General features: G+C 74.7%; 12 protein-coding genes. 4 read left to right on the top strand and 8 right to left on the bottom strand.

Annotation, left to right across the window (positions count from 1 at the left end; genetic code table 11):
* Positions 1-76 precede the first annotated feature (76 nt).
* Positions 77-1072 (top strand): hypothetical protein, encoded by a 996-nt coding sequence (locus tag ACFVU9_RS05965; RefSeq protein ID WP_387590384.1) that lies wholly within the window; start codon positions 77-79, stop codon positions 1070-1072.
* A 64-nt stretch (positions 1073-1136) separates the two neighbouring features.
* Here ACFVU9_RS05965 and ACFVU9_RS05960 read toward each other — a convergent pair whose 3' ends face one another.
* The 3 genes from ACFVU9_RS05960 to ACFVU9_RS05950 all read right to left on the bottom strand — a co-directional run bounded on the left by ACFVU9_RS05960 (position 1137) and on the right by ACFVU9_RS05950 (position 5511).
* Positions 1137-1811: a response regulator gene (locus ACFVU9_RS05960; RefSeq protein ID WP_387590381.1), complete on the bottom strand. Its 675-nt coding sequence runs from the start codon at positions 1809-1811 to the stop codon at positions 1137-1139.
* A complete protein-coding gene (locus tag ACFVU9_RS05955; protein ID WP_387590378.1) occupies positions 1808-3139 on the bottom strand; it encodes a sensor histidine kinase in 1332 nt (443 codons plus the stop codon). The genes ACFVU9_RS05960 and ACFVU9_RS05955 overlap by 4 nt, the downstream gene beginning before the upstream one ends.
* 155 nt (positions 3140-3294) lie before the next feature.
* Positions 3295-5511, bottom strand: coding sequence for an MMPL family transporter (locus ACFVU9_RS05950; RefSeq protein ID WP_387590376.1), 2217 nt, complete (start codon positions 5509-5511; stop codon positions 3295-3297).
* Between the two features lie 415 nt (positions 5512-5926).
* Between ACFVU9_RS05950 and ACFVU9_RS05945 the strand changes: the two genes are divergently transcribed.
* The 3 genes from ACFVU9_RS05945 (at position 5927) to ACFVU9_RS05935 (ending at position 9208) form a co-directional block, all read left to right on the top strand.
* Positions 5927-7048 carry a DegT/DnrJ/EryC1/StrS family aminotransferase gene (locus ACFVU9_RS05945; protein WP_387590373.1) on the top strand — a complete coding sequence of 374 codons (1122 nt, stop codon included), beginning with the start codon at positions 5927-5929 and terminating at the stop codon, positions 7046-7048.
* Between the two features lie 134 nt (positions 7049-7182).
* Positions 7183-8118: an NAD-dependent epimerase/dehydratase family protein gene (locus ACFVU9_RS05940; protein ID WP_387590370.1), complete on the top strand. Its 936-nt coding sequence runs from the start codon at positions 7183-7185 to the stop codon at positions 8116-8118.
* 10 nt (positions 8119-8128) lie between these two features.
* The gene (locus ACFVU9_RS05935) at positions 8129-9208 is read left to right on the top strand and encodes a hypothetical protein (protein WP_387590368.1); all 1080 of its coding nucleotides are present in this window, start codon (positions 8129-8131) and stop codon (positions 9206-9208) included.
* Between the two features lie 43 nt (positions 9209-9251).
* Here the strand turns inward: ACFVU9_RS05935 and ACFVU9_RS05930 are convergent, their stop codons facing one another.
* The 5 genes from ACFVU9_RS05930 to ACFVU9_RS05910 all read right to left on the bottom strand — a co-directional run bounded on the left by ACFVU9_RS05930 (position 9252) and on the right by ACFVU9_RS05910 (position 13129).
* Positions 9252-9578 (bottom strand): deoxyxylulose-5-phosphate synthase, encoded by a 327-nt coding sequence (locus ACFVU9_RS05930; RefSeq protein WP_380439825.1) that lies wholly within the window; start codon positions 9576-9578, stop codon positions 9252-9254.
* 52 nt (positions 9579-9630) lie between these two features.
* Positions 9631-10365 carry a polysaccharide deacetylase family protein gene (locus ACFVU9_RS05925; RefSeq protein ID WP_387590365.1) on the bottom strand — a complete coding sequence of 245 codons (735 nt, stop codon included), beginning with the start codon at positions 10363-10365 and terminating at the stop codon, positions 9631-9633.
* Positions 10362-11096 carry an SDR family NAD(P)-dependent oxidoreductase gene (locus ACFVU9_RS05920; protein ID WP_387590362.1) on the bottom strand — a complete coding sequence of 245 codons (735 nt, stop codon included), beginning with the start codon at positions 11094-11096 and terminating at the stop codon, positions 10362-10364. Before ACFVU9_RS05920 ends, ACFVU9_RS05925 begins: the two co-directional genes overlap by 4 nt.
* A gap of 188 nt (positions 11097-11284) precedes the next feature.
* Positions 11285-12172 (bottom strand): hypothetical protein, encoded by an 888-nt coding sequence (locus ACFVU9_RS05915; protein ID WP_387590359.1) that lies wholly within the window; start codon positions 12170-12172, stop codon positions 11285-11287.
* Between the two features lie 153 nt (positions 12173-12325).
* Positions 12326-13129: an SAM-dependent methyltransferase gene (locus ACFVU9_RS05910; protein ID WP_380495562.1), complete on the bottom strand. Its 804-nt coding sequence runs from the start codon at positions 13127-13129 to the stop codon at positions 12326-12328.
* Positions 13130-13299 lie beyond the last annotated feature (170 nt).

The following is a 13299-nucleotide window of genomic DNA, read 5'->3' as shown; positions in this document are numbered from 1 at the left end:
TGAGCGAACGAAGTGAGCGAATCATCAAGAGGTGCGCATGGGCGAATGCCCCTGCCGAGCGAAGCGAGGCGGGTGCATGAGCACGAACGTCCTGCCCGACCGGGCCGCCACGTCCACGGCCCCGCGGCCGGCCGCCGGGCGGATACGCGGCCTGACGTGGGTGGTGCTCCGCCAGAACCGCGCGCTCCTCCGGACGATGGGCGCCCTGCTGGTCCTGGCGGCCGCCGATCTGCTCTGGATCCACATCGCCAGCCAGCACACCATCGGAATTCTCCGGAGGACCGGCTGCTACAGCCCCGCGAGCTGGAACAGCACCCAGTGCTGGACCCTGCTCGCCCCCATCAACCGGCCGACGTTCTGGTACGTGCAGGTACTCCAGCCCGTCGTCACGGCGATCCCGCTGCTGGTCGGCGTCTTCGTCGGCGCGCCGATGATCGCCCAGGAGCACGAGCGCGGGACGATCCGCCTCATCCGCTCGCAGTCCGTCCACCCGCTGCGGTGGCTCGCGGTCCGACTCGCCGTGCCCGGCCTCGCCGTGCTGGCCACCACCGGCGTCGTCGCCGCGCTGATGAGCTGGGTCTGGTGGACGGACGTCGTCCACGGCCCGATCGCCTTCGACCCGCCGTTCCAGTTCTTCACCTACCCCGCCCTCGGGCTGGCGCCAGTGGCCTGGTCCCTGTTCGCGCTCGCGGTGGGCGCGCTGCTCGGCCAGCTGCTGCGCCGGACGCTGCCCGCGATGTTCGTCACGGCGGCTACGGTCGGAACCGCATTCGGCGCCATGAGCTGGGCCCGCCGGTACCTCTACCCGATCACGGACAAGGTGGTACCGCTGCACGAGGCGCAGCCGACCAACGCGTGGCTGATCGACCGCGGTGCCGTCATGGCCGACGGCACCCGGGTCGGCAGCGACACGTGCCTGTTCGGGAGCCACGCCTGTGACGGGGCCACCGCCTCCTGGATCAAGTACCACCCCTCCGCCGACCTCGTCCCCGTGCAACTCGTGGAGGCCGGAATCCTGCTGGCCCTCACCGCCGCCGTCCTGGTGGCCGTCTTCCGGCTGGCCCGGAAGTAGCCCGCCCCGGGCGGCCTGCCGCCCCGACGCCCCGACGGCAGTGACACCCCGACGGCCGTGGCACTCAGGCCGGGCGGCCGGGCGGGACGAGGCCGGACTGGTAGGCGATCGCGACGAGTTGGGCGCGGTCGCGGGCGTCGAGCTTGGCCATCGCGCGGTGCACGTGGGTGCGGACCGTGAACGGGCTCACGTACATGCGCTCGGCGATCTCCTCGTTGGTCAGGCCGGTGGCGGCCATCGACATCACCTCGCGTTCGCGGGCGGTGAGGACGGCGAGGCGTTCGGCGGTGACGGCGGCGGCCGGGTCGGGCTGGGCGAGGAACTGGTCGATGACGGCCCGGGTGGCGGCGGGCGAGAGCAGGGCGTCGCCGGCGGCCACGGTGCGGACGGCGGCGAGGAGCTCCTTCGGGTCGGCGCCCTTGCCGAGGAAGCCGCCCGCGCCCGCGCGCAGCGCCTGGGCCACGTACTCGTCGATCTCGAAGGTCGTGAGGATGAGCACCCGGGTGCCGGCCAGTTCCGCGTCGCCGCAGATCGCCGCCGTCGCACCGAGGCCGTCGGCACCGGGCATGCGGATGTCCATCAGGACGATGTCCGGCCTGGTGGCGCGGGCGAGCTCCACCGCCTCGCGGCCGTCGGCGGCCTCGCCCACGACCTCCATGTCGTCCTCGGCGTCGATGAGGACGCGGAAGGCGCCGCGCAGCAGGGCCTGGTCGTCGGCGAGCAGTACGCGGATGGTCATGGGCGGTCCTTGTCGGGTCGGGCGGAGTCCCGTCGGACGGCGTCGCACCAGCCGGCGACGGGACGGGCGGCGTCGGAGCGGCCGGTCTCCGGGTGGGAGGCATCAGGGAGGGCGGCCTCCGGGCCCGGGTCGCGGGCGCCGGTGCGCAGCGGGAGTTCGGCGGTGACGAGGAACCCGCCGCCGGGGCGGGGGTCGGCGGCGAGGCGTCCGCCGACGGCGCCGGCCCGTTCGCGCATGCCGATGAGGCCGAAGCCGCCCTCGCCGGGGACCTGGCTGGGCAGCAGCACAGTCCGGCGGGCGGCGACCGGCGGCGGGCCGCCGTTGGCGACGGTCAGGGCGAGCCGGCTCTCGGTGTACCCGATGGTGACCTCGGCGCCGGCACCGCTCGCGTGCTTGGCCACGTTGGTCAGGGACTCCTGGAGGATCCGGTAGGCGGTGAGGTCGACGCCGGGCGACAGCGGCCTGGCCTCGCCCCGGACGTTGAGCCGCACCGGCAGGCCGGCCCGCTCGAAGGCGTTGATCAGGTCGGGGAGGCGGTCGAGGCCGGGGGTGGGTTCGAGCGGGGCCGGCTCCTCGGCACGGCGCAGCAGGCCCACGGTGGCGCGCAGTTCCTGGAGGGCGGAGCCGGTGGCGTCGGTGATGTGGCTGAGGACCTCGCGGGCCTGGGCGGGGTGGCGGTCCATGAGGTGGACGGCGATGCCGGCCTGGGCGTTGGCGAGGGCGATGTGGTGGGCGACGACGTCGTGGAGGTCGCGGGCGATCCGGATGCGCTCGTCGGCGACGCGGCGGCGGGCCTCCTCCTCGCGGGTGCGCTCGGCGCGTTCGGCGCGCTCCTCGATGGCGGCGAGGTGGGCGCGGCGGTTGCGGATGGAGTCGCCGAGGGCCCCGGGCAGCAGGGCCCAGGCGAGGACGCCGAGCCGCTCGCCGAAGTGGCCGCCGGCGTCGACGGCCAGCGAGGTCGCGGTGAGCACGACGGCCGTGACGATGGAGGCGCGCAGCGCGGTGGTGCGGTCCGTGCGGACGGCGAGGAAGTACAGCGCGCAGAGCAGCGGGGTGGCGAGGGCGGGGGTGAGCTTGGGGGTGGTCGGGGTCAGCAGGACGGAGCAGACGAGCGTGACCGCGACGACCGCGAGCGGGTGGCGGCGGTGGGCGAAGACGGCGACGACGGAGACCAGCGACAGGACGCCGGTGAGCGGGTTGAGGCCGTGGAAGTGGCCGCTCTGGTCGAGCGTCGCCCCGAAGGCGGTGGAGGTGACGAGAGCGGCGCCCCCGACGACGTCCATCAGTCGGGGGTGGTTCTGGCGCAGGCGCTGCCAGGTGGTGGTCATGGGTGCTCTCCGGGTCGCGGGTCGGGGGCCGTCGGCGCGAGCGGCGGTGCGCTCGGCGGCGGCCCCCGACTGCAACGGTAATCGGTGGGCGTTCGAATCGGTGGCCGTGGAATCCGTGACCCTGGGTCCGGCGGCCGTTCGAATCGGTGACTGCGCTAGACGCCGACGGACTCCCGGACCGGGGCCGGCTCGGGGGCGGCGGTGTGCAGCTTGCTGCCCTCGACGTCGATATCCGGTATGAGGCGGTCCAGCCACGTCGGCAGCCACCAGGCGCGGCGGCCGAGCAGGGCGAGGACGGCCGGGACGATCGTCATGCGGACCACGAAGGCGTCGAACGCGACGGCGGCGGCGAGGCCGAGGCCCATCATCTTGATCATCGGCTCGCTCATGCCGATGAAGCCCGCGAAGACGGCGATCATGATGAAGGCGGCGGCAGTGACCACCCGGGCGTTGTACCGGAAGCCGGTGACGATGGCCTGGCCGGGCTGCTCGCCGTGCACGTAGCCCTCGCGGATGCGGGTGACCAGGAACACCTCGTAGTCCATGGCGAGGCCGAAGACCACGCCGATCATGAAGATCGGCATCATGCTCATCACCGGCCCGGTCTGCTGGACGCCGATCAGGTCGGCGAGCCAGCCCCACTGGAAGACGGCGACGACGGCGCCGAGCGCGGCGGCCACCGAGAGCAGGAAGCCGAGCGCGGCCTTGAGCGGGACGAGGACGGAGCGGAAGACGACCAGGAGCAGGAGCACGGCCAGGCCGACGACGATCGCGAGGTAGGGCACGAGCGCGTCGGTGAGCTTCTGCGACACGTCGATGTTCATCGCCGTGGTGCCGCTGACCAGGACGCTCGCCCCGGTCTCGGCCTTGAGGCCGGCCGCGTGGCCGCGGATGGCGTGGACGATGTCCTTGGTCTCGGCGGCGGCCGGGCCGGTGGCCGGGATCGCGTTGAGCAGGGCGGTGTCGCCGGCCTTGTTGAACATCGGCGGGGTGACGGTGATGACCCCCGGCAGCGCGGAGACCGTCTTGGCGACCTCGCTCGCGGCGGCCTTCGGGTCGGGCGCGCCCTTGGCGTCCACCAGGACGGTCAGCGGGCCGTTGAACCCGGGACCGAAGCCCTCGGAGAGCAGGTCGTAGGCGCGGCGCTGGGTGGTGGAGGTCGGCTTGGCCTCGTCGCCCGGCAGGCCGAGCCGCAGGTCGAGCGCGGGCGCGGCCAGCACGCCGAGGCCGATCACGCCGCCGAGCAGCACGGCGACCGGCCGGCGCAGGACGAACCGGGCCCAGCGGGCGCCGCCGTTCTCCTTCGCGGACGCGGGGGCCGGGGCGGCCCCGTCGGCGTTCCCGGCCCTCTTGCGGACCTTGCGCGGCAGCACCCGCTTGCCGATGAAGCCCAGCAGGGCGGGCACCAGCGTGAGCGCGACCAGGACGGCGATGACGACCGTGCCGGCCGCGGCCATGCCCATCTTGGCGAGGAGCGGGATGCCGACCACCGAGAGCCCGGCGAGGGCGATCACCACCGTGAGGCCCGCGAACACCACCGCGGAGCCGGCCGTGCCGGCGGCCCGGCCGGCCGCCTCCTGCGGGGTGCGGCCCTCGGCGAGCTCGGCGCGGTACCGGGAGACGATGAACACGGCGTAGTCGATGCCGACCGCGAGGCCGAGCATCATCGCGAGCGTGCCGGTGGTGCTGGACAGACCGAGTACGCTGCCGAGCCCGGTGATCAGCGCCATGCCGAGGCCGACGCCGACGACGGCGGTGAGCAGCGGCAGCCCGGCGGCGACGAGCGAGCCGAAGGTGATCGTCAGGACGACCGCGGACAGCGCCATGCCGATGGCCTCGCTGCTGCCGCCCGCCTCGGGCTTGGCCGCCAGGGCGGTGCCGCCGATCTCGACCTTGAGCCCGGCGTCCCGGCCGTGCTGGGCGGCCTGCTCCAGGGCGCTGGTGGCGCCGGCGGACAGCTTGCCCGCCTTGACGGAGTAGTTCACCGTCGCGTACGCGGTGGTGCCGTCCTTGGAGATCGTGCCGGCCTTGAACGGGCTGACCGCGCCGGTGACCTCCTCGGCGTGCGCGAGCTCGTCGACCGTCTTCTCGACGACCTGCTGGTTCGGCCCGGCGGTGATCTTCTGCCCGGAGGGGGCGACGAACACCATGCGGGCGGAGGCGCCGTCGGCGTGGCCGCCGGGGAAACGCTCGTTCATCAGGTCGAAGGCCTTGTGGGCCTCCGTGCCGGGCATCGCGAAGCCGTCGTCTGGCGCGGCGGGTGCCTTGGCCGCGAGGACCCCGCCGACGGCCAGCAGGGCGACCCACAGGAGGGTCACCAGCCGGCGCCGGACGAAGGCCCATCGGCCCAGGCGGTAGAGCAACGTGGCCACGGGAGAGCGGCCTCCTTCGGATCGCGGTCTTCGACCTGGTGCGGAACACGCCGCGGAGGGCCGGGCGCCGGTCGGCGCGGTCCTTCCGCAGCGTGACCAATCCTTCGTCGCCGGCCCCTGCTCCGTCGTCATCCCTGCGCAGACACTTCCCGTACTGCGTACGCAGTAGGTCACCTCCCCGGACGGCGGAGCGCACGCCCTCCCCTCGAAGCAGTCCCGGGTGCTTCCGACGGCGTACCCGGCGTGCCCCCAGCGGCGGGCGTCACCCGTGCGGGGGCGTCACCCGTGCGGGGGCGACAACGGGCCGGTCGCGGGCGGCCGAAGTAGCGTGATGTGCCTGGCCCGGCCGTTTTCGGACGCCCGGACCGACCCCACCCGATCGGTGCTGACCCCAGCCCGCCGCCGGAGGTGCCCCATGGGCGTACCCGCCGCCCGCATCGTGTTCGACGAGAGCGACCGCACGGCCGTCGCCGAGGCGGTGGCGGAGATCCTCGCCACCGGTGCGATGACGCTCGGCCCCTGGACCGAGCGCTTCGAGCAGGCCTTCGCGGCCGAGCACGGCGCCTCGCACGCCGTCGCGGTGTCCAGCGGCACGTCGGCGCTGGAGATCGTCCTGCGCACCGTCGGCGTGCGGGACCGCGACGTGGTCGTGCCCGCCGTCACCTTCTACGCCACGGCCGGAGCCGTGCTGCACGCGGGCGGCCGCCCGGTGATCGCCGACGTCGACCCGGCCACCCTCGCGCTGTCCCCCGAGACCCTCGCGGCGGCCCTCACCCCGGATACGGCAGCCGTCGTACTCGTCCACATCGGCGGGCTGATCACCCCGGCCGTCGACGACCTGCGCGCGCTGTGCAACCGGCACGGCGTCCCGCTGATCGAGGACGCCGCGCACGCCCACGGCAGCAGCCTCAACGGACGCTCCGCCGGGTCGTTCGGCCTCGCCGGGGCGTTCTCGTTCTACCCGACCAAGGTCACCACGAGCGGCGAGGGCGGCATGATCCTCACCGAGTCGCCGGAACTGCGCGACGAGGCCCGCATCTACCGCGACCAGGGCAAGGGCTCGTTCAGCACCAACCACCACGTCCTGCCCGGCTACTCCTGGCGGATGAGCGAGCTCAACGCCGCCGTCGGCGCCGTCCACCTGCGCCGGCTCAAGGAGTTCATCGAGACCCGCCGGGCCGTCGCCCGCCGCTACGACGAGGCGCTGGCCGGACTGGCCGGGCTGGAGCCGGTCGCCGAACCGGTCGGCTGCCGCAGCAACTACTACAAGTACGTGGCGCTGCTGCCGCGCGGCGTCGACCGGGCCGACTTCAAGCGGATCGCCGCCGAGGAGCACGGCGTGCGGCTCTCCGGCGAGGTGTACGACCTGCCGCTCCACCTCCAGCCGGTGCTCGCCCCCTACCGGCGCGGCCCGCTGCCCGCCGCCGAGGACGTCTGCGCACGGCAGGTCTGCCTGCCGGTGCACTCCGACATGACCGAGGACGAGATCGAGCAGGTCGTCGAGGCCGTCTCGGCGGTCCTGCGGCGGCTGGCCTGACCGCGGCCGGCCGGCCACCCGCACCGATCCGTCGCCCGACCGACCGCCTCACCGACCGCCTCACAGACCGCTCGACAGACCGCTCAGACCGCTCGACAGATCAGCCGAAAGACCGCCCGACAAGGAGAGAGACCGTGCGGATAGCCGTCACCGGGGGATGCGGATTCATCGGCTCGCACGTCGTGGACCGGCTGGTCGCGGCCGGGCACGACGTCCTCGCGATCGACACCGCCGACAAGTACCTCAACCCCGAGGCCGAGCACGCCAGGATCGACGTCCTCGACCTGCCCGGCCTCACCGCCGCCCTGGCCGGGAGCGAGGTCGTCTACCACCTGGCCGCGATGGCCGACGTCGACCAGATCCGCACCGACCCCCTGCGCGCCGTCCGCGTCAACATCGACGGCACGGCGACCGTCCTGGAGGCCGCCCGGCGCAGCGGCCTCAGCCGCACCGTGCTCGCCAGCACCGTGTGGGTGTACGGCGCCGCACTCGGCGCCGAGGACCAGCTGGGCGGCGACGAGCAGGAGCTGGACGAGCACGTGCCGATCGATCTGGAGCGCAGCGGGCACCTGTACGTGGCCACCAAGCTCGCCGCCGAGATGCTCGTGCACAGCTACCGCGAGCTGTACGGCCTGCACTTCACCATCCTGCGCTACGGCATCCCGTACGGGCCGCGGATGCGCGACGAACTGGTCGTCGCCCGCTTCGTGCAGGCGGCCCTCGCCGGGCGGCCGATCACCATCGCCGGCGACGGCCGGCAGAGCCGCAACTTCGTCTACGTGGAGGACCTGGCCGACGGCCACGTCCGGGCCCTGTCCCCCGCCGCCGAGGACCAGACCTTCGCCCTGGAGGGCTCGACCGCCGTCTCGGTGCGCGACATCGCCGACACCGTCGACGGGCTGCTCGGGCCGGTGTCGATCGAGCACATCGAGGCCCGCACCGCCGACTACGCCGGCCGGCGGATCTCCTCGGCGCAGGCCAAGCGGCTCCTCGGCTGGTCGCCGCGGACGAACTTCGCCGACGGCGTGCGGCGGTACGCGGACTGGTACCGGGCCTCCCTCGGCTCCTGAGGCGCCGCTCGTGCCGCACGCACTGCTGATCTCCGGCTCCCTCGGCCAGGGCCACGACGTGATGGCCCGGGCCTGCGCCGACACGCTCCGGGAGCGCGGCTGGACCACCGACACCGTCGACGCGATGGCGCTGCTCGGCGAGCGCTCCGGCGCTGCCGGGGAGGCGGTGTTCCGGCGGCTGCTCGACCTGCCGGGGGTCTACGACGCCTTCCACTTCTCCGCGCTGCGGCCCGGCGCCCGCATCGCGCTGCTCGCCGACGCGGCGGCCCGCTCCCGGCTGGTGCCCGCGCTGCGGGAACTGACCGCCCGGCAGCGGCCGGACCTGGTGGTGTCGGTGTTCGCCACCGCGACCTCGGCCGTCAACCGGCTGCCGGGGCGGGACTTCAGGCACTTCGTGTTCTGCACCGACGTCACCCCGCACCGGCTGTGGGTGCAGGAGGGGACGGACCTCTTCCTCGTCACCTCCGAGGTCGCCGCCTGCGCGGTGCGGCGCTACCGCCCGGACGCGGAGATCGCCGTGCTGCCCGCCCCGCTGCGCGCGCCGTTCTACCGCCCGCCGGGGCGCGCCGCGGCACGGGCGGAGCTGGGTGTGCCGCCGGACGCCCGGTGCGTGCTCCTCATGTCCGGTGCCTGGGGACTCGGTCCGCTCGCCCGGACCGCCGCCTCCCTCGCGGCCGCCGGGCCGCACGTGCTCGCGGTGGCCGGGCGCAACGCGGAGCTCGAACGGCGGCTGCGGCGGGCCGCCGCCCGCGAACCGCGCCTGCACCCCTTCGGGTACACCGAGCGGATCCCGGCGCTCATGGCCGCGGCCGACCTCGTCGTCACCAGTTCCGGCGACACGTGCAGCGAGGCCCGGGCGCTGGGGCGGCGGATGCTGCTGCTCGACGTCGTCCAGGGGCACGGACGGGACAACCTGCAGCACGAACTGGAGCTCGGCCACGCCGACGTGACGAACGCCCACCCGGCCGACGTGGTCCGCAACGCCCTGGCCGCGCTGACCCGCCCGGAGCCCGCGCCGTCCGTCGGCGCGACGCCGGACGCGTGGCGCGCCGGGTTCGGCGCGGCGCTGGACAAGGCGGGGCTGGGGTGAGGTGGGCTGGGGTAAGGCGGGGCTAGGGTAAGGCGCCGCAGCGTCAAGGGAGTTCGCGACGCACCAGCGCCTTGTGGGCCGGCTCGCCCGTCCTGCGCGCATGGGCGAGGCGGGCCTTGACCTCGGGCAGGGTGCGCGGGCGGTAACCCGGGCCGCCGCAGCAGCTCTTGTGGAAGCCGATCCCCGCGTTCAGCAGCACGGACAGCGTCCGCCAGGCCGCGGTGTCGCGGCGGCGGGGCGCGGCGAAGGCGGAGCCCGCGTGGAACATCGGTGCGGCGCAGCGCGGGCAGATGCGCTCCAGCGCGCCGTAGGGCTTCTTGTACGTGGCCCGGCAGGGCAGGCAGACGTACGAGGTCTTCGCGTGGGCCATGGGCCGAGGGTAGCGAGCGCGCAGCCGTCTGGCCGAGCGATTTACCGGCCGCTCAGGACGGCGGCCGGTCCGGGGGCACCGCGTGGTCGCGGAGGGGGCCGAGGGTGAGGGCGTGCGCGCGGCAGTGGGCGGCGATGAGGGGGAGGGCGGCGAGGGTGGCGCGCCAGGAGCCGGGGGCGGAGGTGCAGTCGGAGTCGTGGAGGAGGAGCGTCGCGCCGCCGGTGAGGCCGGGGCGGGCGGTGGCGTGGACGGACTCACCGGTGGCCTCGGCCGTCCAGTCGCGGCCCCACGCCGTCCACAGGACGCTGCGCAGGCCGAGGCGGCGGGCGGCCAGGGCGGGGCCTGCGGTCAGCACGCCGTACGGCGGCCGGTACCAGAGCGGGCGGGCACCGCACAGATCGGTCACCGCCTCGGTGGCACGCCGGAGTTCACGCAGGTCGCGCGCCGGGGCCGGGTACCACTGCTGCCGGTGGTGCCAGCCGTGCACGGCCACCTCGTGGCCGCGGGCGACGAGTTCGCGGCCGAGGGCGGGGGCGCGGTCGAGCATCGCGCCGAGGAGGAAGAACGTGGCGCGGGCACCGAGTTCGTCGAGCACGTCGAGGACGTACGGGGTGCTGCGCGGGTCCGGTCCGTCGTCGAAGGTCAGGGCTACGTGGCCGGGGGCCGTGCCGAACCCGGCGGTTCGGCGCGCCACCGTGCGGCGCAGCACCGGGAGGCGGACGGCGGCCGGGGCCAGGTGGAGGAGCTCGACGGCGGCCGCGGCCGCGAGGAGGTGGCGGGCCGTCACCCGAAGCGGGACGCCATGCGGCGGAACACGCCCGGCGCGGCGCCGTGGATGCGGGCCGGGACGCCCAGCCAGTGCGGCACGAACAGGCGGTCGCGCTCGGTGCGGATCGTCGCCACGACGGTGTCCGCGACCCGCTCCGCCGACACCGGGCGCGGGCGGTCGCGCTGGTACGGGGTGCCGCGGCGGTCGAAGAACGGGGTCTCGACGGCACCGGGCAGCACCAGCCGCACGCCGACCCCGGTGCCGCGCAGCTCGTACCAGAGGCTCTCGGCGAACATCGCGAGGCCGCCTTTGGTCGCCGAGTAGCCGGACTCGTCGCGCACGCCGACCTGGCCGGCCATCGAGCCGAGCAGGACGATCCGCCCGTGCCGGCGTTCCAGCATGCCCGGCAGGAGGAGGCGCACCAGGCGCAGGGGGGCGGCGAAGTTCACCTCGATCATCCGGTCGAGGGTGTCGGACGGGGTGTCCTGGAACGCGCCGCGCCAGCCCAGGCCCGCGCTCGCGACCAGCACGTCCACCCGGCCGGCCGTCTCCAGCGCGGCCTCGGCGAGGCGGGCCGGGCCGTCCGGCTTGCTCAGGTCCTCGGGCAGGGCGACGCCGCCGGTGCCGGCGGCGAGCTCGTCCAGCCGGGCGCGGTCGGTGCCGGAGAGCAACAGCTGCCAGCCGGCCTCGGCCAGGCGGGTCGCGGTGGCCAGGCCGATGCCGGAGGACGCGCCGGTGATCAGCACCACGGGGCGTTCGGGCGCCCCCGGGTGTCGGGACCCTCGGTGGGCTTCGTCCGCCATCGCGCACCTGCCGCTCTACCGTCCTGCGTGGACGCCGTCCGTTTTGTCCGGCAAGCCACCTTCGCACGGCGGCGCCGCGCGGGCTACCGGGAGGGCCTTGCGGGGCACACTGCCGTGGCACTGGCGGGGCGGGACTAGCGGGGCGGCACCGCCGGCTCCGCCCGCGTGCCGGCCTCGGGGGCGAGCGCCTCGGCCGACTCCCCCTCCAGCTCGCCGAACCGGGACAGCACGAACGTGCCGCCCACCGCCACCGCGAAGCCCGCCAGCGCACACCATTCGAGGCCCGGCCGGGCGGCGTCGCCGAGCGCCACCACCCCGACCAGGGCCGGGCCGAAGGTCTCGGCGACCGTCCCGGCGGCCGTCGCGGCGGTCACCGTGCCGCGCTGCAGCGCGAGGGCGTACGCGAGGTAGCCGCCGAGCCCGCCCAGCACGAGGGCGTACGCGGCGGGGTCGGCGAGCACGGACGTCAGCCGGTGCGCGTCGAGCACGCGGACGGCGAGGCTGGTCACGCCGAACCCGACGCCGGCGAGCAGGCCGAGGCCGGCCGCGGCGACCGTCCCGTTGCGCCGCACGAGGACGACGGTGAGCAGCACCATGACGACGGTCGTGCCGAGCAGCGCCCAGTGGAACGCGGACGGCGCGTACTCGCGGCCCTCCTTGCCCGAGCCCAGGCCGAGCAGCGTCAGGCCGAGGACCACCGCCACGATCCCCGCCAGGTCGCCACGGCGCAGCCGCGCGCCGAGCAGCCAGACGGCGGCGAGGGCGGTGACGGCGAGGCTCGCGTTGGTGACCGCCTGCACGAGGAAGAGGGGGAGGCTGCGCAGCGCCACGATGCTCAGCACGAAGCCGAGGATGTCCAGCAGCGTGCCGAGGACGAACTGCCACGAGCGGACGAGCGCCGCCAGCAGGCCCGCCCGCACCCGGTCCGCGCGCGGCGCCGACCTGGCCCCGCGCGCCTGGAACACCGCCCCGAAGCCGAAGCAGACGGTCGCGACCAGCGCCGTCGAGAGTCCGAGCAGCATGCTTCTCCCAGCCTCGGGGGCAGCATCGATCCACCACCAGTCTGTGACAGGAGGGGCGGGGCCGCACGGTCCACGGGGGCGGGGCATGACGGGACGGGGGCGTGGTCGAGAAGGGTGATCGACGGAGGACCCGCCCGGCTCACCCGGACCGGCTCACGGTTTCAGGGCCACGCCCGAGTAGCACGCGGCCTCGGTGTCGGTGACGGCCGGGTCGTCGGGGGCCGGGCGCCAGCGGGGGGTGGGGACGATCGTCGGGGCGATCAGGGTCCAGCCGTCGAAGAAGCGGGTGAACTCGGCCCGGGTGCGGGGTTGGGTGGCGGTGCCGGCCGCCGCGTAGATGTGGATCAGCCGGGCGACCTCCTCCGGGGCGAACTCCGGGCTGACGTGCGTCATCACCAGCGCGCTGCCGGGGGCGAGCGCCGACTTGAGGTGCTCGACCACCTCGCGCGCGCCGTGCGCGTCCGGGACGAAGTGGAACAGCGCGTTGAGGGAGAGCGCGACCGGGCGCGCGAGGTCGAGGGTCTCGCGCAGGCCGGGCGCGGCGAGCAGGCCGGCCGGGTCGGTGACGTCGGCCTCGACGTAGGCGGTGCGGCCCTCGGGGGTGCTGGCGAGCAGGGCCTGGGCGTGGGAGAGCACGATCGGGTCGTTGTCCGCGTAGACGACCCGGGCGCGCGGGTTCACCCCCTGGGCGGTCTCGTGCAGGTTGGGCGAGGTGGGGATGCCGGTGCCGATGTCGAGGAACTGGTCGATGCCGGCCAGCGCGAGGGCGCGGGTCGAGCGGTGGACGAAGGCGCGGTTGGCGCGGGCGGCGGCGCGCAGCCAGGGCGCGATCGCGAGCGCCTGGCCCGCGGCCTCGCGGTCGGCGGCGAAGTTGGTGAAGCCGCCGAGGTAGTAGTCGTACATCCGGGCCGAGTGCGGGACGTTCAGCCGGAGGTCCACCCCGTCGTACCGGTTCATCGCTCTCCCCTGTGCGGCGTCTGCTGCGCAACGTGATCGATTGCTGCCCAGGCCGGCCGGAGGTCAACCGCGGTCCCGTCCCGCTCAGCCTTGTACGCAACCAGGCACTCATTCCCATGAGATGACAATCTGTATTCGCTTTGCAGCCTGGAGTGACAGGGCTGATGGAA

The organism is Kitasatospora sp. NPDC057936 (assembly GCF_042887525.1).
Taxonomy (GTDB): domain Bacteria; phylum Actinomycetota; class Actinomycetes; order Streptomycetales; family Streptomycetaceae; genus Kitasatospora.
The sequence above is the reverse complement of the archived record's forward strand: the minus strand, read 5'-3'. Positions and strand labels throughout refer to the sequence as shown.

Bases quoted from the DNA above. Each gene is read 5' to 3' on its own strand.
- ACFVU9_RS05910 (WP_380495562.1), bottom strand. From the start codon at position 13,129: ATGAACCGGTACGACGGGGTGGACCTCCGGCTGAACGTCCCGCACTCG.
- ACFVU9_RS05930 (WP_380439825.1), bottom strand. From the start codon at position 9,578: ATGGCCCACGCGAAGACCTCGTACGTCTGCCTGCCCTGCCGGGCCACG.
- ACFVU9_RS05945 (WP_387590373.1), top strand. From the start codon at position 5,927: ATGGGCGTACCCGCCGCCCGCATCGTGTTCGACGAGAGCGACCGCACG.
- ACFVU9_RS05955 (WP_387590378.1), bottom strand. From the start codon at position 3,139: ATGACCACCACCTGGCAGCGCCTGCGCCAGAACCACCCCCGACTGATG.
- ACFVU9_RS05960 (WP_387590381.1), bottom strand. From the start codon at position 1,811: ATGACCATCCGCGTACTGCTCGCCGACGACCAGGCCCTGCTGCGCGGC.
- ACFVU9_RS05965 (WP_387590384.1), top strand. From the start codon at position 77: ATGAGCACGAACGTCCTGCCCGACCGGGCCGCCACGTCCACGGCCCCG.
- ACFVU9_RS05915 (WP_387590359.1), bottom strand. From the start codon at position 12,172: ATGCTGCTCGGACTCTCGACGGCGCTGGTCGCGACCGTCTGCTTCGGC.